The 24997-nt window shown below is 42.4% G+C and carries 21 protein-coding genes and 1 pseudogene; 12 read left to right on the top strand and 10 right to left on the bottom strand.

The window, feature by feature from the left end; all coding sequences use genetic code 11:
- The first annotated feature begins 235 nt into the window (after positions 1-235).
- From hpsN to GQR42_RS23210, 5 genes are all read left to right on the top strand, one after another.
- Positions 236-1231 carry a hormogonium polysaccharide biosynthesis glycosyltransferase HpsN gene (gene hpsN / locus GQR42_RS23230; RefSeq protein WP_158201789.1) on the top strand — a complete coding sequence of 332 codons (996 nt, stop codon included), beginning with the start codon at positions 236-238 and terminating at the stop codon, positions 1229-1231.
- Positions 1228-2397: a hormogonium polysaccharide biosynthesis glycosyltransferase HpsO gene (gene hpsO, locus GQR42_RS23225; RefSeq protein ID WP_158201788.1), complete on the top strand. Its 1170-nt coding sequence runs from the start codon at positions 1228-1230 to the stop codon at positions 2395-2397. The genes hpsN and hpsO overlap by 4 nt, the downstream gene beginning before the upstream one ends.
- A gap of 224 nt (positions 2398-2621) precedes the next feature.
- On the top strand, positions 2622-3206 hold the full coding sequence (locus GQR42_RS23220; RefSeq protein WP_158201787.1) for a sigma-70 family RNA polymerase sigma factor: 585 nt from the start codon (positions 2622-2624) through the stop codon (positions 3204-3206).
- Positions 3206-3580, top strand: a complete 375-nt coding sequence (locus GQR42_RS23215) for a hypothetical protein (protein WP_158201786.1) — start codon at positions 3206-3208, stop codon at positions 3578-3580. The genes GQR42_RS23220 and GQR42_RS23215 overlap by 1 nt, the downstream gene beginning before the upstream one ends.
- Before the next feature lie 20 nt (positions 3581-3600).
- Positions 3601-4101 carry a Spy/CpxP family protein refolding chaperone gene (locus GQR42_RS23210; RefSeq protein ID WP_158201785.1) on the top strand — a complete coding sequence of 167 codons (501 nt, stop codon included), beginning with the start codon at positions 3601-3603 and terminating at the stop codon, positions 4099-4101.
- Positions 4102-4434: 333 nt separating this feature from the next.
- Here GQR42_RS23210 and GQR42_RS23205 read toward each other — a convergent pair whose 3' ends face one another.
- From GQR42_RS23205 to GQR42_RS23195, 3 genes are all read right to left on the bottom strand, one after another.
- On the bottom strand, positions 4435-5265 hold the full coding sequence (locus GQR42_RS23205) for a hypothetical protein (RefSeq protein WP_158201784.1): 831 nt from the start codon (positions 5263-5265) through the stop codon (positions 4435-4437).
- A gap of 848 nt (positions 5266-6113) precedes the next feature.
- Positions 6114-7265 carry an NAD-dependent epimerase/dehydratase family protein gene (locus GQR42_RS23200; protein ID WP_158201783.1) on the bottom strand — a complete coding sequence of 384 codons (1152 nt, stop codon included), beginning with the start codon at positions 7263-7265 and terminating at the stop codon, positions 6114-6116.
- 68 nt (positions 7266-7333) lie between these two features.
- Positions 7334-7510 carry a hypothetical protein gene (locus GQR42_RS23195; protein WP_158201782.1) on the bottom strand — a complete coding sequence of 59 codons (177 nt, stop codon included), beginning with the start codon at positions 7508-7510 and terminating at the stop codon, positions 7334-7336.
- Between the two features lie 283 nt (positions 7511-7793).
- Between GQR42_RS23195 and GQR42_RS23190 the strand changes: the two genes are divergently transcribed.
- The gene (locus GQR42_RS23190; RefSeq protein ID WP_158201781.1) at positions 7794-9644 is read left to right on the top strand and encodes a polysaccharide deacetylase family protein; all 1851 of its coding nucleotides are present in this window, start codon (positions 7794-7796) and stop codon (positions 9642-9644) included.
- 45 nt (positions 9645-9689) lie between these two features.
- A complete protein-coding gene (gene gloB, locus GQR42_RS23185) occupies positions 9690-10463 on the top strand; it encodes a hydroxyacylglutathione hydrolase (RefSeq protein WP_158201780.1) in 774 nt (257 codons plus the stop codon).
- A gap of 65 nt (positions 10464-10528) precedes the next feature.
- Here gloB and adhE read toward each other — a convergent pair whose 3' ends face one another.
- Positions 10529-13195 carry a bifunctional acetaldehyde-CoA/alcohol dehydrogenase gene (gene adhE / locus GQR42_RS23180; RefSeq protein ID WP_158201779.1) on the bottom strand — a complete coding sequence of 889 codons (2667 nt, stop codon included), beginning with the start codon at positions 13193-13195 and terminating at the stop codon, positions 10529-10531.
- A 588-nt stretch (positions 13196-13783) separates the two neighbouring features.
- Here adhE and GQR42_RS23175 point away from each other — a divergent pair.
- Together GQR42_RS23175 and GQR42_RS23170 are read left to right on the top strand one after the other, a co-directional pair.
- Positions 13784-14188, top strand: a complete 405-nt coding sequence (locus GQR42_RS23175) for a hypothetical protein (RefSeq protein WP_158201778.1) — start codon at positions 13784-13786, stop codon at positions 14186-14188.
- A 57-nt stretch (positions 14189-14245) separates the two neighbouring features.
- Positions 14246-16795 (top strand): annotated as a pseudogene (locus tag GQR42_RS23170) (tetratricopeptide repeat protein); the annotation flags it as partial.
- Between the two features lie 103 nt (positions 16796-16898).
- On the opposite strand, the gene GQR42_RS23165 reads toward GQR42_RS23170, so the two are convergent.
- The 4 genes from GQR42_RS23165 to GQR42_RS23150 form a co-directional block, all read right to left on the bottom strand.
- On the bottom strand, positions 16899-17405 hold the full coding sequence (locus GQR42_RS23165; protein WP_158201777.1) for a DUF4164 family protein: 507 nt from the start codon (positions 17403-17405) through the stop codon (positions 16899-16901).
- A 112-nt stretch (positions 17406-17517) separates the two neighbouring features.
- Complete coding sequence (locus GQR42_RS23160) at positions 17518-17958, bottom strand: DUF4164 family protein (RefSeq protein WP_158201776.1); 441 nt, start codon at positions 17956-17958, stop codon at positions 17518-17520.
- 50 nt (positions 17959-18008) lie between these two features.
- Positions 18009-18842 carry a M48 family metallopeptidase gene (locus GQR42_RS23155; RefSeq protein ID WP_158201775.1) on the bottom strand — a complete coding sequence of 278 codons (834 nt, stop codon included), beginning with the start codon at positions 18840-18842 and terminating at the stop codon, positions 18009-18011.
- A 63-nt stretch (positions 18843-18905) separates the two neighbouring features.
- Positions 18906-19190 carry a hypothetical protein gene (locus GQR42_RS23150; RefSeq protein ID WP_158201774.1) on the bottom strand — a complete coding sequence of 95 codons (285 nt, stop codon included), beginning with the start codon at positions 19188-19190 and terminating at the stop codon, positions 18906-18908.
- Between the two features lie 458 nt (positions 19191-19648).
- Between GQR42_RS23150 and GQR42_RS23145 the strand changes: the two genes are divergently transcribed.
- Positions 19649-20644, top strand: a complete 996-nt coding sequence (locus GQR42_RS23145; RefSeq protein WP_158201773.1) for a LysR family transcriptional regulator — start codon at positions 19649-19651, stop codon at positions 20642-20644.
- A 15-nt stretch (positions 20645-20659) separates the two neighbouring features.
- On the opposite strand, the gene GQR42_RS23140 is transcribed toward GQR42_RS23145, so the two are convergent.
- Both GQR42_RS23140 and GQR42_RS23135 read right to left on the bottom strand, forming a co-directional pair.
- Positions 20660-21325, bottom strand: a complete 666-nt coding sequence (locus GQR42_RS23140) for an ImmA/IrrE family metallo-endopeptidase (protein WP_158201772.1) — start codon at positions 21323-21325, stop codon at positions 20660-20662.
- Positions 21326-21330: 5 nt separating this feature from the next.
- The gene (locus tag GQR42_RS23135) at positions 21331-21687 is read right to left on the bottom strand and encodes a helix-turn-helix domain-containing protein (RefSeq protein WP_158201771.1); all 357 of its coding nucleotides are present in this window, start codon (positions 21685-21687) and stop codon (positions 21331-21333) included.
- Between the two features lie 166 nt (positions 21688-21853).
- On the opposite strand from GQR42_RS23135, the gene GQR42_RS23130 reads away from it, so the two are divergent.
- Both GQR42_RS23130 and GQR42_RS23125 read left to right on the top strand, forming a co-directional pair.
- Positions 21854-22645 (top strand): PD-(D/E)XK nuclease family protein, encoded by a 792-nt coding sequence (locus GQR42_RS23130; protein WP_158202559.1) that lies wholly within the window; start codon positions 21854-21856, stop codon positions 22643-22645.
- Positions 22646-22648: 3 nt separating this feature from the next.
- Entirely contained in the window at positions 22649-24952 is a 2304-nt protein-coding gene (locus GQR42_RS23125; protein ID WP_158201770.1) for a Piwi domain-containing protein, read from the top strand.
- Positions 24953-24997 lie beyond the last annotated feature (45 nt).

Raw genomic sequence — 24997 nt, 5'->3', positions numbered from 1 at the left:
AGCGATTTTCAAAGCTGGGATATTATTCCCACGCAAGTCCCTAAGCTGATCTGAGCGAAGAAAGGGCGTACGCTATACGCCCCTACCAATCACCGCGCAGCGGTAGGGACGCAACGTGGTCAGTGAGTTGATCGAACTGCTTGCGCCCATAATGTAACATTACGAACATTTTTCACCCAATGTCCAAGAGAGCCACTGTTTACCGATCACTGATTACTGATTACTGATTACTGCTATGAATTTTCCCTCGATTTCTGTCATCATACCCACCTATCGACGCGAAGAGCCTCTTAAAGATACCCTCGATGACCTACTCAAACAGGATTATCCCGATTTTGAGGTATTAGTTATCGACCAGACCGCTACCCACAGCCCCGCCCTACAATCCTATCTAGAAAATCTGGCTAATCAGCACAAAATTAGCTGGTATCGGCTGGATTGGGCGAGTTTACCCGGTGCGAGAAATTATGGAGTCCGTCGCGCCCAGGGCGATATCGTTCTTTTTATCGATGATGATGTGCGGCTACCGGATAATTATCTCAAAGCACATAGTGAGAATTTTGTCAAGAACCCTGAGATAGGTGTAGTGGCCGGTCGGGTATTCGATCGCATGAAATTGGGTGACTCCCAAAAAATGGTGACAGATACCAGCAAACCCTACGAAATCGACTTTTTACCCCCCCAAGCCATGGATCCGGGCATTGCTTGGTATTACATCGATCTTGTCCACACCACTAAACCCCAGCAGGTAATCTCAGCCCGGGGCTGTAATATGTCTTTCCGTAAGGATATATTTACTAAATACGGCATTTGGTTCGATGAACGCTTTCGTGGCAGTGCCGTGCGCGAGGAATCGGATTTTTGCTTAAGGTTACGCCAGACTCCCTATCATGTCTGGTACGATCCCACCGCTTATCTGGTTCATTTAGGGGAAGAAACCGGCGGCTGTCATGATATTAGCACTCGTTCTTTGAGTTATCAGACGACCTTTTATCATAATCACTTTCTGATGGCCCTGAAAAATCTCACTCCCACTCAACAATTGCGACTCTATGCTAAATTATTTGATTGTCACGTTCTTGGCAATCCTCCCTGTAATAAAGGTGGTTCCCCGATTAAAATCCTCTCTAGGGGAATTTTTTATAGTTTAGGTTTTCTGGATGCTCTGAAAACTCAAGTTAAGTCCCTCTGGAATGATGGCCAAATTTATACAAAACTAGATAATCTATGAGAATTTTAGTCGCTAGTCATACCTATGTCGTTGATCTCAACTGTGAGAAACTGCGCGCCCTGACAAGATTAAATCCCAATATTGAAGTTACTATTGTTGTTCCCCAACGTTGGCAACCGGGAGGAGTCCAAAATAAAATCATTGAAAGTCAACCGAAAATAGCCGACAATTTCCGAGTTATTCCTATCTCTAATTTTAGCCAGAATAACCAAGCTTTATTAACTTTTGGCAATGATATAATTCCTTTATTGCAAAAATTTAGACCCGATATTATTCAGGTGGAACAGGGTTCTAAATCTCTCGGTTATGCACAATTTATTACTCTGAATCGTCTCTTAAATCTCCGGGCTAAAAATGTATTTTTTACTTGGTGGAATCTTCCCTATACTCCTAAATTTCCCATCTCTTGGTTAGAAGCTTATAACCTGAAAAATACCGATGGTTTAATCGCTGGTAATCAGGACGGGGTAGATGTTTTAAAAGAACGGGGTTACAGGGGTAAATACACCGTTTTACCACAATTAGGAGTGGATGAAGTTCTTTTTTCCCCCAGCAAGCAACCCGATTTAGCCCGCTCTTTAGGCATTGAAAGCGATGAATTTGTGATTGGTTTTGTCGGTCGTTTTGTGGAAGAGAAAGGCATTCTAACGCTGATTAAAGCTGTAACTAAATTAACAGGTAAGTGGAAGTTATTATTGTTAGGTCGGGGCATCCTGAAAGATAAAATAGTCAGCGAAGCTACAGCCGCAGGAATAAGCGATCGCTTGATGATAGTGGAAAGTGTTCCCCACGATCAAGTAGTTAATTATATTAACCTGATGAACACTTTAGTTTTGCCTTCAGAAATCACCTATCAGGTCAAAACCTTAACGGCCGTCGGTTGGAAAGAACAATTCGGTCATGTCTTAATTGAAGCTATGGCCTGTCAGGTTCCTGTTATTGGTTCTGATTCAGGAGAAATTCCCTTTGTTATTGCTGATACGGGTTTAATTTTTCCCGAAAAAGATGGGGAAGCACTGGCTAAATCTATACAAACTCTCTTAGATAATCCCAGCTGCGCTCAAGAATTAGGCCAGAGGGGTTATCAGAGAGTAATGACCAATTATACTAATAAAGCCCTCGCTCAAAAACAATTGGATTTCTATCAACAATTACTCCCTCGGTGATGGAAGTGGGGTGTGGGGTGTGGGGTGTGACCCCCCCAACCCCCCCGACATCGGTGATGGAAGTGGGGTGTGGGGTGTGGGGAGAAAAAAGCTGATAACTGATAACTGACAACTGATCACTGATAACTGATAACTGATAACTGATAACTGATAACTGATAACTGGTTATGAACCATTCTTGACACCCCCTAGTCTAAACGGACAAGCAGCTAGGGGTGAGGGGAATGATCGAGGTGATAACCGATAAGCAAACAATTGTGAGCGATCGAGAGTTAATTTTAAAATGTCAAAGGGGTGATCGGGGTGCTTTTCGTCACCTTTACCGTCTTTATCAACCAAAAATCCGCTCTACTCTCTATCAACTCTGTGGACAGGAATTCCTAGAGGATTTTGTCCAGGAGGTATTTTTAAGAGTGTGGCACGGGTTGCCGAAATTGCGTTCACCCGAATACTTTTCCACTTGGGTTTATCGGATCACTTGGAATGTGGCGATCGATGGTCGGCGACAATTAGCCAAAAGACAAATGAGGATCGCCAAAAGCACTGATGAGGAAAACTCCCTTGATAGCGAATCCCGTCCCCAAGATAGTCCTGATTTGATGCAATTGCATTATGAGGAAGTAGTCCGACAAGGGTTAGAAATTCTCAGTTTAGAACATCGCGCTGTCCTTGTCCTTCACGATCTAGAAGACTTACCCCAAAAGGAAATCGCCCAAATCTTAGAAATTCCCCTCGGTACGGTGAAATCACGCCTTCATTATGCGCGTAAAACCATGGGTCAATTTTTGCAAAAACAAGGAGTTCTCTAATGTCCCCAGAAGATGACAAAGTCGTTAATTTTCTGCGTCGCTATCGTCCATCGCTGCCACCGCGACCGATAGATGAAGAAGAACAGTTAATGCAAATGATTAGGCTAGAAAAACCAGTAACTTCTCCAAAATTGCCGTCTTTATTGGGGTTGATCACTGGTATTACTGCCTTATCGGCGCTGATTTTTGCTTCCTATCGTTGGTCTCATCCTCATCCACAACTGAGCCAAATTTCCGACGAAGAGTTAGAAGGTTTTTTAGTGGAGAGTTGGAACCATAGCATCGCTCCACCGATTGCTGCTCCTAGCGTTTATAGTTCCCCTTGGATGAGCTTAAACGAGCCTCAACTCACCTATTCTATCTATAATCCTTAATTTCTTTGTGGAGGTCAATTATGTCCCTTTCTACTCTCTCGATTCTCGGCACAACCATGGCTTTAACTCTGGCCGTTAACCTAGTCCCAAGTGCCACTGTGCTATCCTATCCCCAAGATCGTCTATTTATTGCTCAAACTAGCTCTCCCCAGCGTCCTGAGAGTCGTCCCCGTCGGGTGGATAATTCTAGAGAAGGACTAATCGAACAATTGAACCTTACCGATGAGCAAAAGTCAAAAGTTGCCGCTATTCGTCAGAAATATCAGGAAAAAACCAAAAAGTTGCGAGAAACCCTGAGAAGCAACGAACAAGAATTAAATAGTTTATTATCGAATAATGCCTCCGATCGAGATATCCGCTCTAAACATCAGCAAATCTCTCGGAATCGCCAAGAAATGAGTAACCTGCAATTTGAGAGTTTTTTGGAAATTCGTCAAGTGTTGACTCCCGCTCAAAGAACGGAATTTTCCCAATTAATGCAGGAACGTCGCCCTAATTCCCGCAACCGCGGACGACAATAATTCGGGAGCATCTCATTTATGCAAGTGAGTAATTATGGCTCTATCGAACCTGTCATGTAAAACTATCAATAACTTATGCTTGTAAAGCTTATATACTAAGGCTTTGAGTTTTTGTTAAATTGATATTTATCAACTTTAGAGACTTGCTGGGCAGAGGGGGAGCTTGAGGAATTTTCTACAGTGTAAGTTCGGAAGAACCGTAATTATATTTATCCATAAAACTGGTTTCTAGCAAGGCTTTCAAAATAGCTTGACATAAAAACCTGATTTAGGGGTTACAAAAGTGAGATGCTCCCCAATAATTCCCATCAGTGCGGATTAAGGGACTGCTGCCTATTTTTTCATTTTCTTGGCCTGATATTGTCGGCGAAAATATTGGAATGTTCTTTGTCCGAACAGTAAAATACTGAAAAATCCTAAGCTGGCGATCGAGTTTGATTCCGATACATTAACCGGCTGCCCGGTATTAAAAGGATCGAACGGAATCGGAGAAGTGGAAATACCCGAATAATCGATGACTCCTGCTGAACCCCAATTACCCCAATTATCGATTGAACCCCAATTACCCGTGATTACTCCTGCTGAACCCCAATTATAGATTGAACCCATTACTCCTGCTGAACCCCAATTAACCGTTACTCCTGCTGAACCCCAATTATCGATTGAACCCCAATTACCCGTCATTGTTTCTACTGAAAGCCAATTTTCGCCCACAGGATTTCTAATTTCTGGGTCGGGATTTGTGGTTGTTTCTCCCGGGGGGTCAAAAGTAAATGAGGGACCTGATTGAAGGTTATTATTAGGGATATTGTCAAGGCCGAATAAATCTCGGTTAACAACAATACTTACCCATTCGCCATTACTCAATTGTAATTGACAGGTAAGGCTTCTGTTGCTGACTAGGGAGCTGCCGATATCTCCGCTCTCGGCCAGACAGTTTTCGTCAATTCCTATGATATCGTCAGAAAAAAGTGAGAGACTATTTAAAATTCCTAAAAGCTGATCAATGGAAATATTTTCTATGTCTAAATCTGCCAAACTTTCCGATAATATGGATTGCCAATTGATTGGTTCCGTTAAAGAATTTTTGTCTTGATCACAACCCGTAGCAATTAAACCACAAAGTAACAAGGGAGCCAGTTTTTGCCAAGCTAGTTTTCTCATATTTTTTGACGATTTGCGATGGTGATTAGAAAAATGCAAGTTACAAAATAGGTTTTTAGAAGCGATTGATTAGCCATAGGCAAATAATCTTAAGACCAAAGGAGGGATTGAGAAGTCGCCAATTCAAAAATGAAACGCATCAACCTCAAGAGTTGACAAAGAAAGGCTCATCAGGTACTGTCTGATCATTAACAAAAACAAATCAGACCCAAAAATGAGCCGTCCACATCTTAGACATAGGCCAATTCAGACTTGAATTTGCCAAATTAAGGTTATATCTGGACTTCCCCCGTATAAACATACTAGCTATGGCTAAAAGTCTTACAGAGCCTGAGTTAAAGCAATATAATACTAATGGACTACTGGAGACAAAATCCTGAAGTCCTTACGCAGATAGGGTTTGAGGCAAAAATTTTCAAATTTGACCTTTCGACCATTATAGCTTGTTTCGGGGCAGAAAACCATCAAAAACATGGCTACAGAGGGAATCGCTGACTCTAGAGATTAATGACACCATCTGTTACAATAAGGTTAGCGATCACTATACAGCCAACTCTAGGTCATCGCTCTACTCCAGATACAGTCAACGGTACAGCCATTTTCAAGGGAAAATGTACCCAGTAGCGGCTTGTCAACTTTTTCTGAGAAGCCCCATGCAGTAAGGGTTTTGTTGATTTTTTAGTATTTCTGTATGGGGGAAGTCCAGTTATATCTAGGCTACACATTAATCTTGCCCCAGTGTGTCCTAACACGAGCAAAATCGGGTGACAACTGCAATGCTCGATTTCTGGAGAAAAACAGAAAGGATGGGCAAGTAACCCATCCTTAACTTATCATTGACGAATAAATTATCGTTTCCAAGTGACTTTTGGTAGGATATGATTCATCTCTACCCGATTTTTATACTTGGTGGCGAAGTTTAGGAGGGAATCGAGGAGAGAATCGGAGAGATAGTGAGGTTGTAGGCCTAGGTCGAGTAATTTCGTGTTTTTAGCGTTAAAATAATGTTCCTCTAACTCGATGCGCGGGTTGTCAAGATTGTTAATCTCCACATTTAACCCTAATGCAGAACCAGCTTTTTTCACCATCAGTGCCAAGTCACCGACGCTAAACAGTTCGGTAAATTGGTTAAAAACGCGAAATTCCCCCGATTGAGCGGGATTAGCGATCGCTAATTCCAAACAACGCACGGTATCGCGGATATCTAAAAATCCTCGCGTTTGACCACCTTTACCGTACACTGTTAGGGGATGACCGATCGCCGCTTGAATACAAAAACGGTTTAAAGCAGTACCAAAAACCCCATCGTAATCGAGACGGTTAATTAACATCTCATCCATTCCCGTTTCTTCGGTGAGGACTCCATAAACCACCCCTTGATTGAGATCTGTGGCTTTTAAACCCCACATTCGACAGGCAAAATGGATATTATGGCTATCGTGGACTTTGCTGAGATGGTACATACTGCCGGGCTGTTTGGGATAGGGTAAAGTATCCTTACGACCGTTATGTTCGATCGTGATGTAGCCTTCTTCAATATCTATATTCGGTGTGCCATACTCACCCATGGTTCCCAGTTTCACTAGGTGCGCTTCGGGAAATTCCTCTTTCATCGCGTAGAGGATGTTTAAATTGCCAACCACGTTGTTAACTTGGGTTAAAACTGCGTGTTCGCGATCGATCATGGAGAAGGGTGCAGATCTCTGTTCTCCGAAGTGAACAATGGTGTCTGGTTGAAACTGTCGCAGGGATTGAATCAGAAAGTCGTAGTCATTAATATCCCCGACAAAAAGATCGATCGATTTTCCCGTTAGATCTTGCCAGCGTTGAATCCGATGAGATATGGGTGCGATCGGTGTTAAGGTATCGCAGCCTAATTGTAAGTCCCAATAGCGACGAACTAAACTATCAAGTATGCCTACTTCGTAACCTATATTTGATAGATGGAGTGCCGTTGCCCAACCACAATAGCCGTCTCCGCCAATAACCAAAACTCTCATACAATATCTGTAAAGTTTATACACTCGTCCTTGGTAACTCTAGCAGTTTTGTGTCACCCTTTACCAACTTAGTCCCCGTGAACATAGCGGGGTGTGGGGTGTGGGGTGTTAGGGTGTAGGGTGTTAGGGTGTAGGGTGTGGGGTGTGGGGTGTGGGGTGTAGGGTGTGGGGTGTAGGGTGTGGGGTGTGGGGTGTAGGGTGTGGGGTGTGGGGAAGTGGGGAAATGGGGAAATGGGGAGAATCAATAAAGGTAGTCTATTGACAACTGCTCACTGATTAGCACTGTCCACTGAAAACTCAAATCTGCTCACTGATGACTGATAACTGATAACTGATAACTGATGAGGGTGTTCTAGAAAACTTGACAAGGGAACGGATTGCAGGGAAACTCAGCTTGTAATCGGTGGGCTTTGCTGACGAGAAAACAAAAGCCAAAAATTTAGATAAAAGGCAGTTTTTTTCGGTAACTCAGGGCTTATCTGCTTTTTTAGTTTTTCTTTTCTACTTTTTACTTTATTACTTGATCTTATGCGTTGGCAAGCTCGGCAAAAATCTTCGTTTCCTTCCCTTCCCCTATACGGATTTTTGGCATTTATTGTCACTTGTCTGATTATTTGGGCAATTTCTCTCTATCCTCGTTCTAATGCTCTGGTGGGGGGTGATTCTCTCCCCGCACCTTTTAGGGAGTTTCAACCGGAATGCGCGGATTATGTCCTAGAAAATGGTTCTTTTAAGGATATATCGAGAGTTTTTGATTGTAAAACCTATAAAAACCTCTCCGATCGAGTGATTCTACCCCTATCTCTCCAAAAAAACGATATTAGTCTCGATAATTGGCCAAATAACTCGGCAACAGCGATCGAATTGGCTCCCTGGCCAGAAATTCATCCCCGCGCTCAAGGGACAAAAGTGCCGATTTTAATGTATCACGACATTTTACCGGAAAAAGAGGTATTTTTTGATGTTACTCCCGCCGAATTAGAGGCACATTTTCAATTTTTGCAGGAAATCGGGGCAACTCCGATCAGTATCGATTGGTTAATTTCCCATCTGCGGACAGGTATCCCCCTTCCCGCTAAACCGGTTTTATTGACTTTTGATGATGGTTATGGGGGACATTACCAGTATGTCTATCCTTTATTGAGAAAATATAACTATCCTGCCGTTTTCTCGATTTATATCAATAAAATGACTCAAAAAACTGGCAGAACCAGTGTCACTTGGCAACAACTCCAGGAAATGGCCGCCGATCCTCTAGTCCAAATTGTCTCCCATAGTGTTAGTCATCCCCGGGATTTAAGATTATTGTCCGATGCAGATTTGGAGCAGGAAGTCAAGCAATCGAAACAAATCTTAGAAAAAGAATTGGGCATTGCCATTAATTATTTCACCTATCCGGAAGGGAAGGCGGACGATCGAGTGAAGGAATTCGTCAAAAAAGCGGGTTATCGGGCGGCTTTATCGATGAATGACCTAGATGAGCATTTTGCGGGACAATCCCCCGATTTACTCACGATTGGACGCTTTGGGCAATCGCGCACGCGAGAAGTTGTACCGCAAGCTTGGGGTGGTGATCCCTTACCGCGTAGGGATGGCGGTTTTAACTTTGCCACCACCATCCAAAAACGGGAAGTGGAATTTTCAACTAATACACTTGTTCTAATCAGTGGCGGGATTCCCAAAACCATCCACGCTGATAGTCGCTATCAAGTGGAGGAAATTATCGCTGGTACAGAAGCGATCGCAGCCGTGGATGGCGGTTTTTTCTCTCTCAAGGAATTGGACTCAAATCAGATGATCGGGCCGGTTTTAAGCCAAAATGGCGGCTTTATCCCGGGATATGAGGGAGAAATCGGCAAGTTAGAGGGTCGTCCTTTAGTAATCATTACCGATCGATGGGTGCGTTATCTTCCCTTTGATCCTGCCCGTCATAATACCCTAGAAGGAATTGCAGCGGAGGCCAGAAATGATCTCAAGGTTACGGATGCTTTTGTCGCGGCCGCTTGGTTAGTCAAAGATGGACAACCACAATCGCGAGAATCCTTTGGTACACTTTACGGTTTTGATGCCCTGCGTCACCGGGCTTTTTGGGGAATTAATCAGGCAGGACAGCCAGTAATCGGGGTTTCCAGAGACCCGATCGATTCCATGGCTTTGGGAGAATTATTAGTACAGGCAGGTTTTCGGGAGGCAGTGATGTTGGATTCGGGAGCAAGTACCTCCCTCGCTTATCAAGGTCAATCGCAAGTGCATTATACTCCCCGTCCCGTTCCCCACGTTGTCGCTTTATTTCCCCCCACAGAAACCTATATTGTTCCCATTAGTCATGTGGGGATTCCCTGCGTAATTTTCGCCGATTCCTGTCCTGCGGGGAGTTAGGTTAGCACTATATGATCGAGTTAAACCTTAGCCCAAGAGTCTAGCATGGAGATCGAACGTCTTAACGCCCTTTCCGATAATTATATTTTCCTCCTCTACGATCGCGCGCAAAAAATCGCAGCCGTGGTGGATCCAGCCGAACCTGAACCCGTTTTCAGGCGATTAGAGGCTTTACAGGTGGATTTAGTCGCTATTTTCAATACCCATCACCACGGCGACCATGTGGGGGCTAATCAGGCTTTAATTAATCGTTATCCCCATCTTTGTGTTTATGGGGGAAAGGAGGATCGCGGTCGCATTCCGGGCCAGCAGCTGTTTTTAGAGGAGGGGGACCGGGTGGAATTTGCCGGTCGCCGGGCCGAGGTTTTCTTTGTCCCCGGCCACACTCGCGCTCATATTGCCTATTATTTTCCCCCGGTTAACCCCGGAGATTACGGCGAGTTATTCTGTGGTGATACCCTGTTTTCTGGGGGTTGTGGTCGTTTATTTGAGGGAACCCCGGGGCAAATGGTGGCTTCTTTAACTAAATTGCGATCGCTGCCTGACCAGACCAGGGTTTGGTGCGCTCACGAATATACGTTAAATAATTTAAAGTTTGCCTTGACAGTTGACCCTAATAATGCTGCTCTGCAGCAGCGTTATCGGGAAGTGGCGAAAAATCGCGCTGAAGATATTCCCACGATTCCGGCAATTTTGGGGACGGAAAAGCTGACTAATCCTTTTTTGCGCTGGGATAGTCCCGCTTTGGCCATGACCATGGATAGCAGCGAACCAGTACAAGTGTTTGCACGCCTGCGGGGGAAAAAAGATAATTTTTAGCAGTGGCCGCGTCAAAAAAACGATCGATCCTGTATTCTCAGGATCGATCGCGTTATCGGATCAGATTACAAGCTCAAGGGTTGCGGATCTAACTTCAAATCGGCAAGACTGACATCACCGTGACCATTTACCGCCACCTCTAGGGGCAAATTGCCGTGATAAGCTTGGATTAACAGGTTTTTTAAGTCCTCGATCAGGGGATAACGGGGATTGGCTCCGGTACACTGATCATCGAAAGCTTGTTCAGCTAAATGGTCTAATTTGGCCATAAATTCGGCTTCACTTTCGGGAATTACCTCTTTAATACTGGCCGGAATACCGATTTCCCGTTTTAAACATTCGATCGCTAATACCAATCTTTCCACACTTTCGGTCTCGCTTTCTCCTCCCAATCCCAGGGAATGGGCGATCCTGGCATAGCGCCATTTTACGTTAGGATATTTGTACTGAGAGAAGGTGGCCTGTTTAAAGGGGGCATCGGTGGCATTATAGAGGATGACGTGGGAAATCATCAAGGCATTGGCGAGACCGTGGGGAATATGGAAAATTGCCCCCAATTGGTGGGCCATGGAGTGACAGATGCCTAAAAAGCCATTAGCGAAGGCCATTCCTGCCATTGTCGCCGCATAATGGACTTTTTCCCGCGCTTTCGGGTCTTTAGCTCCGTTATGATAGGAACTGGGCAGGTATTTAAACAGCAGTCGGATGGCATCTTGAGCAAGAGCATTGGTGTACTCTGAGGCTAAAACCGAGACGTAGGACTCAAGAGCGTGAGTTAAAGCGTCAATTCCGCCGTAGGCTGTTAATTTTTTCGGCATATTCAGCACTAATTCCGGATCGACGATGGCCATGCTGGGAGTTAGGGCATAATCTGCCAGAGGATACTTAATATTATTACGGCGATCGGTCACGACAGCGAAGGGAGTCACTTCCGATCCTGTTCCCGAAGTGGTGGGAATGCAAACCATCAGAGCTTTTTCACCTAAAGGGGGCAATTCATAGACTCGTTTGCGGATATCCATAAAACGCATGGCCAAGCTCTCGAATTCTATCTCTGGATGCTCGTAGAGTAGCCAGATGATTTTGGCTGCATCCATCGGGGAACCGCCACCGATAGCGATAATCACATCGGGATTGAAGGTATTAATCACATTTAACCCCCGTTCGACGGTTTCTAGGGAAGGATCGGGTTCCACATCATAAAAGATATTAACCGTGATGCCGATTTCTTCTAAAACTTCCTCTAAAGCTGCGGTAACTCCTAGGTCAAAAAGAGGTTTATCGGTGACAATAAAGGCCCGTTTTTTGCCGGCTAATTCCCGAATAGCGATCGGTAATGCTCCGTATTTAAAATATACTTTTGGTGGTACTCGGAACCAAAGCATATTTTCCCGGCGCTCGGCTACGGTTTTAATATTTAATAGGTGGGTAGGTTCGACGTTTTCGCTGATGGAATTACCGCCCCAAGTGCCACAACCGAGGGTTAAACTAGGATCGAGACGGAAGTTATAGATATCACCAATCGCACCTTGGGAGGAAGGGGTATTGATTAATACCCGGGCCGTTTCTACGTTGTCTTCAAAGCGCTTAATATTTTCCCGATTGGAGGGTGCGGTATAAAGCACGGCCGTATGACCTCGACCGGCAAATAAGACCAGTTTTTCGGCTTTTTTTATCCCATCTTCAAAGTCTTTAGCTCGGTACATAGCTAAAATTGGCGAGAGTTTTTCGTAGGAAAATGGTTCTTCTAAACCGATATTTTCTACTTCTGCGATTAGTAATCGGGTATCTTCGGGAACGGAAATTCCGGCCATGGCGGCTAATTTTTCCACCGGTTGCCCGACGATATCGGGGTTAATATGACCATCTTTTAGGAGAATCCCGACGACTTTTTCCCTTTCTTCGGGGGAAAGAAGATAGGCCCCGCGATCAATAAATTCCTGTCGAACTTCCTCATAGATGCTATCGACAACGATCACCGATTGTTCGGAGGCGCAAATCATGCCGTTATCGAAGGTTTTACTGAGAATAATCGAGGAAACGGCCATTTTTATGTGAGCGGTTTCGTCAATTAAAGCGGGGGTATTGCCAGCGCCGACTCCTAAGGAAGGTCTTCCCGAAGAATAGGCCGCTTTTACCATACTGGGGCCGCCGGTAGCGAGGATTAAATTAATGCAGGGATGTTGCATTAATGCTTGGGAAAGTTCCACCGATGGCTGATCGATCCAACCAATAATACCGGCCGGCGCTCCCGCTTTCACGGCCGCTTCCAAGACAATTTTGGCCGCCGCGATGGTGCAGTCTTTGGCTCGTGGATGGGGGGAAAAAATGATGCCGTTGCGGGTTTTCAGGGCAATTAGGGCTTTAAAAATGGCTGTGGAGGTGGGATTTGTGGTGGGTACGATCCCCGCTAAAATGCCCACGGGTTCGGCGATTTTTTGCAAACCAAAGGATTTATCTTCTTCGATAATGCCGCAGGTTTTTTCCTGTTTGTACTTGTTATAAATGATTTCTGAGGCAAAATGGTTTTTAATCACTTTATCCTCTATTACTCCCATCTCTGTCTCTTGTACGGCCATTTTAGCTAGGGGAATGCGAGCGCTATTGGCTGCTAACGCCGCTTTTTTGAAGATGAAATCCACTTGTTCTTGGCTATAGTTGGCAAATTGTTGTTGAGCTTTTTTCACCTGTTGAATCAGTTCTTCTAGCTCTTGTCTATTGGTAACTGTCATAACAATTTTGTAGAAAAAATTACGCATTTTATTTTCTTATAGCGTTTCTTGGTAAGGGATTCCCTAAATCTTGAGATTTTCTTTATAGTTTTCTAAGAATTGGTATTATAGAATACTAACAATTAAACCTGTTGACTATCTAAATTACTGCTTAAGACTGCATGGAAGCAGGGAGAGGAAGTTTGAGCATTTGTACTAAAATTTCCAAGATGCAGTTTAAATGCAGTACAGGTTAAGTAGGTAGGCACAATTATTTGTAGGACGGTCTACCACTTCTCTCAATATACAAGGTTGGGTTTCATGCTTCAACCCAACCTACCTTCATCTTATATTTAATTCCACCCACTCACCTATAAACTTATAACGAGACAACTATGGGGGCTCTTCTGGTTTATGTGTGGAAACGAGGTCTATACTGATAGAATATCCGCAAAATAGCCCTAAAAGTCTTGCCCGATAAGCATTTCACGATTCCATAAGCAAAAATTATCACACAAAGTCGAGAAGAGCCCTATGGGAGGAGAACCAATTTTACCCTAAAAAAAATAGTTGTGCTAGAATGGCGAAAAATTCTCGCAATTGATGATTATGTTAGCAGAATTAGCCGCCGCCGAAATCGCTAAAATCGCCTTTGAAGCTGTTATCGGTAAATTAACGGAAGGAGCAATGGATAAAGGTGTAGAATTGTGGCAAAAAATTAAGCAAAAGTTACAAAAGGAACCCACCGCAGCCGAGGTTTTAGCGGCAGCCGAACAAACCAAATCCGAGGCAATGATTGAACAACAAGTGGTTCCTTTTTTACAGGTAGAAATGCTCAAAGACCCCAATTTTGCCCAAGAAATCCAAACCCTAGCACAACAAATTATTACAATTAATCAGAATCAAACAGAAACGAAAACTCAAATTGGTACGCAAATTAACAAAGATATTAAACAACAATTGAACATTCAAGAAGTTAAGGGTGATTTAAATCTAGGAATCCCTACTGAATGACTGGCGGATCTGCACCCAAAAGCAGACGCAATAGAAAATAATCGCAGTAGTCAAAGGGGTATTTTCAAGGGAGGAGATGCTCGAAAAAGGCTCGTCCATTGGCAGGGAAGAGAGGAGGAAATCACCCAAATTAAGCAGTGGTTTAATAATAAAAATGTTGCGATAATTGGCATCAAAGGAGTTGGGGGAATTGGAAAATCTACCCTAGCTAGTAAAATTTTTGAGGAGAAAATTACCCTCGCTCCTTCCCTAGAGGACGATGAAGATTTATTCCCAAAACGCTTTTGGTGGGAAGCGGGAAATCCGGGCGGATTTAGTGGTTTAGCTCGCCAAGTCCTGAGGGAATTTGGTTATCCCGTCCCCGAAAAAGAAACACAATTACAGGAAGCTTTAATCAGGCAATTGCAACGGCATCGCCACCTAATTATTATCGATAATCTAGAGAGTTTATTAGGGGAAGATGGTTCTTGGAATAATGAATTTTATCAGCAGTTTTTCACCGCTTGGATAGAAAAAGGTGACACCAGCAAAATTATAGTCACCACCAGAGAAAAGCCAAAAACTAGGGGTTTTAACCATTGGATCGAGCTAAAAGGTTTGAAACCACCTGAAGGGGCGCAATTGTTAGCGGAATCGCAAATAACAGGGGATATAGAGAACTTTTCTCGACGGGTGGATGGGCATCCATTACTATTGCGATTGGTGGCGGATTTGCTCTTAGCAGAATTTCCGCAAAACCCCAGTTTAGAAAGGTTAGCGGATTTGGGATTAGGAAATTTATCACAACTTTTGAGCGATCCGCAGGTGATGGGTAGCCATCGTCAAGAGACAGTGGGAATTGCTTTGGTTTTAGATGCTAGTTTTCAGCGACTTAGCCAAAGACAGCAGGAATTATTCACTAAAACCAGCATTTATCGTCGAGAATTTGATTCTCCGGCAGCCAAAGCAGTGATGGATAATTACCCGGAGATCGCACTGTCCGAGATCACGGCAGATTTACGAGAATTGCAGCGACGATCATTATTAGAAGAAAAAGAGGAAAATCGCCAGCGAATTTTTAGTTTTCAGCCTTTAGTTTGGGAATATGCACAATACAAAGCCGGCGATCAAAGGGAATTACACCAAAAAGCGATCGCCTATTATCTTTCTATTGCTAAACCCGACTCGTGGGAAACCCTCAACGATGTGCAACCTTACCTAGAAATTTTCTATCATCGCTATCAGTTAACCGACTACGACAATGCTTTTGATATTCTCCGTCCTATCCATGATTTTCTTACCCGGGGAGGCTATTATCAGATCTTAGCCGATTATTACCTGCAATTAGTCACTGTTTACCAACAACAGGAAGATCAAACCCACTGGAAATATACCGCATCCCTGACCAGTTTAGGCAATGTTTACTATTCCCTAGGAGAATACCAAAAAGCGATCGAGTTTCATCAACAGTCCTTAGCAATCAAACGGGAAATCGGTGATCGGGGGGGTGAAGGGAAATCCTACGGTAATTTAGGCAATGTTTACGATTCCCTAGGAGAATACCAAAAAGCGATCGAGTTTCATCAACAGTCCTTAGCAATCACACGGGAAATCGGTGATCGGGGGTGTGAAGCGAATTCCTACATGGGTTTAGGCAATGTTTACTATTCCCTAGGAGAATACCAAAAAGCGATCGAGTTTCATCAACAGTCCTTAGCAATCAAACGGGAAATCGGTGATCGGGGGGGTGAAGGGAAATCCTACATGGGTTTAGGCAATGTTTACGATTCCCTAGGAGAATACCAAAAAGCGATCGAGTTTCATCAACAGTCCTTAGCAATCACACGGGAAATCGGTGATCGGGGGGGTGAAGGGAAATCCTACAATAATTTAGGCAATGTTTACAATTCCCTAGGAGAATACCAAAAAGCGATCGAGTTTCATCAACAGTCCTTAGCAATCAAACGGGAAATCGGTGATCGGGGGGGTGAAGGGAGTTCCTACAATAATTTAGGCGCTGTTTACAATTCCCTAGGAGAATACCAAAAAGCGATCGAGTTTTATCAACAGTCCTTAGCAATCACACGGGAAATCGGTGATCGGGGGGGTGAAGGGAGTTCCTACAATAATTTAGGCAATGTTTACAAATCCCTAGGAGAATACCAAAAAGCGATCGAGTTTTATCAACAGTCCTTAGCAATCACACGGGAAATCGGTGATCGGGGGGGTGAAGGGAATTCCTACATGGGTTTAGGCAATGTTTACTATTCCCTAGGAGAATACCAAAAAGCGATCGAGTTTTATCAACAGTCCTTAGCAATCAAACGGGAAATCGGTGATCGGGGGGGTGAAGCGTCTTCTTGGTTTAATCTGGGACTTACCTACTATAAACTCGATCGTATAGCGGAAGCGAAAGAAGCATATCTTCAGTCGCGGGAATTATATCAAGCATTGGGGTTAGCAGCGGATGTTCAAGATTGCGATCAGGCAATTCGGCAATTAGAAACCCGAAAATATCCCTTAATCGTTGCTTTCTTTCTGGGGGTGATTAAGTTTCCTTTCGTTTTAATTGGGGGGATAATAGTGGCATTGTGGCGATTGTTAAAAAGATGGTTGAGGAAAGCATAATTATGGGTAGAATGGGTTAGGAATCTCTTATTTTTAACCTGAGTTTGACATCTGCTAATTTCCCCTCATAACTACCCTAAAGTGAGAAATTATGGCAATATTTCTAAGGATTACCAGAAAAGAAAGAGCGCCACGCTGCCGTGCCGATGGCTCCTCCTAAAAGGATAATTAACGTCCAAACTTGATTTTTTTGGGTTCCTTCCAGCTTTTCTAGTCTTCTATCCATCCCATCGACTTTCTCAGTTAGTTTTGCTTGTCCTACCTCTAGCTTAGTTAACCGTTCGTCGATTTTATCAAATTTCTGGTTAAAATCCTTCTGTAGGCTATCAAATTTCTGGTTAAAATCCTTCTGTAGGCTATCAAATTTCTGGTTAAAATCCCTCTGTAGGCTATCAAATTTCTGGTTAACATCTTGTTGCAAGGTATCGATTTTTTGGTTAACTTCCTTCTGTAGGCTGTCAAATTTCTGGTTAACATCCTGTTGCAAGGTATCGATTTTTTGGGTGACATCTCTTTGTAGGGTGTCGATTTTTTGGTTAACTTCCTTGATGCTGTCTTTAATTTCCTTGAGGACAGATTCAAGACTATAAGTAACGGTTTCGTTAGACATTTTGGTAAAATCCCTGGGAGTAATGATAGTACAATAATTTTATTTTAATCCTAAATCTGGTTATTAAAGACTGATTACCTATTGCCTAGGATTTAGTATTATGACAATATTTCTAAGGATTGCCAGAAAAGAAAGAGCGCCAGGCTGCTGTTCCGATCGCTCCTCCTAAAAGAATAATTAACGTCCAAACTTGATTTTTTTGGGTTCCTTCCACCTTTTCTAGTCTTCTATCCATCCCATCGACTTTCTCAGTTAGTTTTGCCTGTCCTACCTCTAGCTTAGTTAACCGTTCGTCGATTTTCTCAAATTTCTGGTTAAGATCCTTCTGTAGGCTGTCAAATTTCTGATTAACATCCTTCTGTAGGCTATCAAATTTCTGGTTAAAATCCTTCTGTAGGCTATCAAATTTCTGGTTAAAATCCTTCTGTAGGCTATCAAATTTCTGGTTAACATCTTGTTGCAAGGTATCGATTTTTTGGTTAACTTCCTTGATGCTGTCTTTGATTTCCTTGAGGACGGATTCAAGACTATAAGTAACGGTTTCGTTAGACATTTTGGTAAAATCCCTGGGAGTAATGATAGTACAATGATTTTATCTCTAGATTACTGGAGAGAACGTATCTGCAATTGGTAATAATTCTCGTCTAAACCTTGATTCTGCTTGTTATTAACCGAATTAAGCTGTTTTTGCAGGGACAAAATGCGATCGCCTGTAGCAGGATGGGTGCTGAGAATTGCGGGGGTAGAACCCCCCTGTTGTGCTAATTTTCCCATAAAGGAGATCATCGCCGTGGCTGCATAACCAGCCTCAGCTAGATTGTTTAAACCCAGTCGGTCCGCTTCTAATTCATCCTTGCGACTATTGGGCAGATTATAGGCGAGATTGACTCCCAATTGTACCCAAGTTTTTGTGTCTAATCCCGCCGCGCTGAGAAGTCCTTGGGCGAGGGCAGTATTGCGTAATTGGGTGATAGAATGACGACCGACGATATGGCCGATTTCATGGGCAATAACACTGGCTAATTCTGCCTCATTATCAGCCGTTTTAATCAATCCCGTGTGTAAATAGACAAATCCGCCCATAGTAGCGAAGGCGTTAATGCTATTGTCGCGCACCACTTGAAAAGTGTAGGGAAGGTCAGGGCGATCGCTAGTTGCCGCTAATCGCTGCCCGATTTCTTGGACATATTGGTTAATTCTGGCATCTTTGGACAGTTGTATCTTACCTGATTCTAATAAACCCTGATTGATCTGCCTACCGAGGGCGACTTCCTGCTGAGGAGAAATAGTGGCGAGTTGAATAACTTGCACACCGCGAAAGAGTAAATCCATCCACGAGCGCCCGAAACTGGGTTGGGGATTGACAATCCCGATACTCAGGGTGAGCAGCACAGAAATGATTGTTAATAGCCAAAAACGGGAGAAAATAGGGCGCATAGACGATTCGATCGCATAAAAACCTCATTCCCATTCTAGACAGTCCCTATCACCCTCTGTCTGCTACTGTCCCCGATTGGTTTGATAGACGTAAAAGTTAAATAAATCGAATAAACTGCCAACAAAAGCAAAGGTGACAGCGATGGTTAACATTCCTTGTAGGGGATAACCGCCGCCGAAAATGGTTAAAAATTGCAGGATTTGGCTAAAACCAGTCCGAGAAACCCAAGTAAAGCCGGGGACGTGACTGGTGGCGAATAAAGCAGCTAAAATAGAACCCACTAAGAGGACGGGGGCAACAAAACTTAATAGGGTGGAAAATAGCAGGGAACGGAGCAAAGTAAGCATGGATGCTGATCTCCAGAGAACTAGGGGGCGATCGAACGGGAATAAGAATCTATACTCGCTCCCCTATAGAATATACGTTCATCTCGGCTAGGGGCAGTTTTTTAAAGAATCTTAAAATATCATTAAGATTCTTGGTTAAGAACGATTAAGTGGTACACGGCGTCGGGTGTGGGGTGTAGGGTGTGGGGTGTAGGGTGTAGGGTGTAGGGTGTGGGGTGTAGGGTGTGGGGTGTAGGGAGAAGCTTTTTTCAGTGATCAGTAAACAGTAAACAGTAATCAGTGAACTGAAAACTCACATCTGATAACTGATAACTGATAACTGATAACTGATAACTGGAACTACCTGAAGCATTGATCCCCGTGGTGTGGTACTGTCAATTCAGTGTATTTATCGGCACTGGCTTAAGATTTGTCGCTATTGTCCTCCCCTTCTCCTGTCGCTGTTTTTGAGGCTTTCTATGACCGACATTCCTTTCACCCTAGACCAACTGAGAATTCTCAAAGCGATCGCTGCCGAAGGAAGCTTTAAACGGGCGGCAGATACCCTGTATGTCTCCCAACCGGCGGTCAGTCTTCAGGTACAAAACCTCGAAAAACAGCTAAATGTGCCGTTATTTGACCGGGGCGGTCGGAAAGCCCAATTAACGGAAGCGGGACACCTACTCTTAAGCTACGGCGAAAAAATTATCACTCTCTGTCAAGAAACCTGTCGGGCGATCGAAGATCTACAAAATCTGCAAGGGGGAACCCTAATCGTCGGCGCTTCCCAAACCACGGGAACCTATCTTCTTCCCCGCATGATCGGGATTTTTCGGCAAAAATACCCAGAAGTATCCGTACAGCTACAAGTTCATTCCACCCGTCGCACCTCTTGGAGCGTTGCTAACGGTCAAGTGGATTTGGCCATTATCGGGGGAGAAGTTCCCGCCGAATTACAAGAAACCCTGCGGATTATCCCCTACGCAGACGATGAACTGGCTTTAGTCCTGCCGATTTTTCATCCTCTGTCTAAGGTAGAAATGATTCAAAAAGAGGATTTATATCGACTAAAATTTATCACCCTCGATTCCCAATCGACGATTCGCAAAGTTATCGACAAGGTTTTAACTCGTTGCGATATCGATACCAAACGCTTAAAAGTGGAGATGGAACTTAACTCGATCGAGGCGATTAAAAATGCCGTACAATCCGGTTTAGGGGCGGCTTTTGTCTCGGTGACAGCGATCGAAAAAGAACTACAAATGGGAGTTATCCACGCGACCAGAATTAAAGATGTGGAAGTACGACGCACTTTGTCGGTAATTATTAACCCGAATCGCTATCGCTCAAAAGCTGCCGAGGCTTTTACCCTAGAAATACTACCCCAATTCTCCACCTATCCCGAATATTTGGCTGACGACCACAACTTTGAACCAATTCCTAACTCGCAACCCGCCGAAATTATGAGTAAATAAGTTGATACATTTAAGCTATCTCTTGGGAAAATTACTGCCCCGATAAATTACTTTTTTATCGACTTTAATCCAATGGAGACTTTCTAAACGACTTCTAAGATTAGTAATAGTTACTCCCAACTCGTCGGCGATCGCATACAAATGTCCCCATTTTGTCAAGTCACGGCCCTTGATGACTTTCTCTAACTCACTCATTGGCATTAGTAAACAACTGGCAAAATATTGAGCTTGCCATTCAATTCTTTGGCTAGAATCAACTCTCCGACACAGAAAAGGTTGAATTGTCTCTAAGGAATCTCCCTGATTGATTCGATCCAAAAAGTTAGAGACGGCCGTTTGATTAATATGAAGGACAAAATGACCAATTTCATGAGCTAAACTCGAATTTTTAAAACCTTCTTTTGCTAGGGATGAATTTTGAGAATCTTTTAAGAATTTTACATCTTCATTAAGAATAATTTTCTTTTCTGTGGGAATAATCATGGCGGCGATTTCTCCCTCTTGATCTGGCTTTATATCCGTCCATTCAATAGCTAAATCAAAATAATCAGCCGCTGCTTCCGCAATATCGCAATTTTTTAAGGGACGACGACGATTAGCTTTTACTTTCTTCAGAATATTGTCTGCCTGAGCTTCAATCTCTGCTTTGGGAATAAAACTATAGGGTTTAATAATATCCAAGATATTTACTCCTCTGTTGCTAATTTTGTCGCCTCAGAAATAATTTTTTGGGCAAAATTGGGATTGTCTTTCATGCGACGCAATAAAATCGGCATTTGTTGGTATTTTTGAACTAACTCTTTGAAGACTTTTTGATCATCTGAACTCAGTCGTCCCGCCAATTCTCCTAATTTTTGAGCATTTAATTTTAAATGAGTCGCTAAGGACTCAATAACCTGCTGACTAGGAGGATAACCCGCATGATCATTTTCTAGCTTCGATAGATAGGTATAGTCCACCCCAATCAACTGAGCTAGTTCTCTCTGGCTATATTCTTCCTCTCGACGAGCTTTGCGGATAACCTGTCCAAATGTTTCTGACACTGCTTTTCTCCCAACCGCTCAAAAAAATTATATCAAGGGTTGACTATTTAAATTAACCTAGGCTAAAGTTAGTTCATCGGCGTTGATTATTTTAGTCAACACAAAAGTAAACACTAGGGAAAAAATCGTGTCCTCCCAGTTTCCCCAAAAGCGTTGGTATCCTCCGATGAGCTATAGTCTTTGGCGATCGCTAAAACCAGCGATTGGCTATGAGAATTGGCATTGTCAGACAAAACGGGGGTTTGAAAAAGCGCGAAACAAAGAACCAGAAGTTAAAAGGTTGCTATCACAAGATAATCAACCGCAAAAAATTGGTAAGTTGGCACAAAGAGGAGTTTTTGAGTTTCATCAAGAGCCGGTGAGATTATCTGATCCTCATGGGGTGGAACAAGTAGCAGAAATCCTGCAATTAAATCAAGAATCGCCAGAAATTCAAGCTAAGATTTTAGTGATTTTAAACAATTACTATCAACAACCAATTTTATTGAATCAAGAGATTATTAATTTATCTAGAGGCGATGAAGGTTATCCAGAACCTATTGTTATCGAGCAAGGTAACTATCGGTTTAATTTGTCCGCTGCCTTTGATTGTATTTTTAGAGAAGCTGATCACACCATACATATTTTAGATTTGAAAACTGGTCAATCTAATTTTGATCGTCGTCAGGCTCATGTTTATTTACTGGCAGCTAGTTACCTTTATCCTCATAAAAAAATTGTCGCTTCTTTTTACAATTTAGAAACCCAAACAATATCCGAAAAGATAACCCTGTCTTCAGAGGCAATAGAAGCAGTTAAAATCGAACTAGCTTCCCTGTCCAGAAAACATCAGCAACAACTACAAAAATATAAAGATCACCCCGAAGATTTTTATTATATCTTTACGCCGCAAAGTGGCTATGCCTGTCGTCATTGTCCTTTTACATCGATTTGTGATTATGCAAATAAGGAGGTTTAGATTATGAATTACACAGTAGCTAAGACAGCCAATACTTCGCTGTTTTTGAGTGAAATTACTTGCTTAACTCTCAATAATAGTTGTTGGAATTGTTTTAAGCTCAATCATCAAGTTACTAGAAAAATAGGTAATCGTTTTAGTTGGCAATTCAGTCATAAGTTTCCTGATGTGGTGGTTATTTTTGAAGATAATTGTTTTTGGTTATTAGCTAAAGATGAAAAATCTCTTCCCTCTCCACAACAGTGGAAAGAAGCTTTATCAGATATTCAAGAGGTTTTACGAGAAGATATTGGCGATCACTATTATTCTATTCATTGGCTAAAAGACTTTCAGATAACAGCTTTAGTTAAAGCACAATTAGCAATTAGAATTCTGAAAATATTTGGTAAATTTTCCTATCCAATAGTTTTTCCGAAAGATAGTAAGACAACTGAAAATCAAGTACAGGTAAGGAGAGAAGTTAATTTTTGGGCAGAAATCATCAATGACACTTATCCAGCTATTTGTTTAACTGTTGAAAGTAGTATTGTCCATAGTGGAGATTTAGAACAGTTTTATGAAAATCATCCCTATAGACAAGATGCTGCTAAATTATTAGTAGGTTTAAAGGTTAAAGCTATAGAAACCAATGGAACGGCTAAAATCATTAAAATAGCGGGTACAATTGAGGAAAAAAGAGAGGAGTTATTAACAAAAGCCACGGGTTCAATTAGTCGAAGAAAATTAGAAGAAGCTGATCTGGGGCAACCAGTGGTAGCGGTAAAATTTGGCAAAAATCCCCAGGAGTATATTTATCCATTGGCAGCTTTAAAACCCTGTATGACAGATAAAGATGAGAGTTTATTTCAAGTCAATTACGGAGAGTTATTAAAAGCAACAAAAATTCCCTATGTTGAACGACAAAAACTATTACAATTATATAAACAGGAAGCACAAAAGACTTTAAATAACTTTGGGGTTCAGTTAAGAGAAACAAGCATTAACAGTAAAAAAGACCCCCAATTCTTTTGGACTCCTTCTCTTTCTCTTAAGCAAACTCCTATCTTATTTGGTAAGGGAGAAAGGGGAGAAAAAGGAGACATTATCAAAGGATTATCGAGGGGGGGTGTCTATAAACGTCATCGAGAATATGAGGATCCTGCTCGTAAGATTCGTTTAGCTATTCTCAAACCAGCTAATTTAAAAGTGGGAGATTTTAGAGAACAATTACAAAATCGATTAGACCGTTATAAATTTAATACCATTTTGCCACCAGAGAATCAAATAAATTTCTCTGTCGAAGGTGTAGGATTTGAAAAAAGAGCTAGACTGGAAGAAGCAGTTGATCAATTAATTGGAGGAGAAATTCCTGTAGATATTGCTTTAGTCTTTCTTCCCCAAGAGGATCGCAATGCTGATAATACTGAAGAAGGAAGTTTATATTCGTGGATTAAAAGAAAGTTTCTGGATCGTGGAGTTATAACTCAAATGATTTATGAAAAGACTTTAAATGATAAGAGCAACTATAACAATATTCTCAATCAAGTTGTCCCCGGAATCCTAGCCAAATTAGGAAATTTACCCTATGTCCTTGCTGAACCTCTAGAAATTGCCGATTATTTTATTGGTTTAGATGTGGGAAGGATTCCTAAAAAAAATCTTCCGGGGAGTCTCAATGTTTGTGCCAGTGTGCGACTATATGGAAAACAGGGAGAATTTGTTCGCTGTCGGGTAGAAGATAGTTTAACCGAGGGAGAAGAAATTCCTCAACGTATGCTGGAAAAATTTTTACCGCAAGCTGAACTAAAAAATCAGAAAGTTCTCATTTACAGAGATGGTAAATTTCAAGGAAAGGAGGTTGACAATTTACTAGCAAGAGCTAGGGCAATTAATGCTAAATTGATTCTCGTAGAATGTTATAAGACTGGCATTCCTAGACTTTATAATCTTGAGCAAAATAATCTTGAGCAAAATAATCTTGAGCAAAATAATCTTGAGCAAAATAATCTTAAGCAAAAACAGATAAATGCTCCCTCAAAAGGATTAGCTTTTGCTTTATCAAAGCGGGAAGTTATCCTGATAACGTCCCAAGTTTCTGAACAAATAGGTGTTCCTCGTCCCTTACGCTTAAAAGTTCATGAATTAGGAGAGCCAGTAGATTTAAAACAGTTAGTTGACACTACGTTAAAACTCACTTTACTTCACTATGGTTCTCTCAAAGAACCCCGTTTACCTATCCCTTTGTATGGAGCGGACATTATTGCTTATCGACGCTTACAAGGAATTTATCCTAGTTTATTAGAAGATGATTGTCAATTCTGGCTTTAGAGAGGAAAATTATGTATAATTCTCTTATACCATTTTTCTTTTAAA

The sequence above is a fragment of the Microcystis aeruginosa FD4 genome (assembly GCF_009792235.1).
GTDB classification, from domain to species: domain Bacteria; phylum Cyanobacteriota; class Cyanobacteriia; order Cyanobacteriales; family Microcystaceae; genus Microcystis; species Microcystis viridis.
This window is presented reverse-complemented; position numbering and strand designations above follow the sequence as displayed.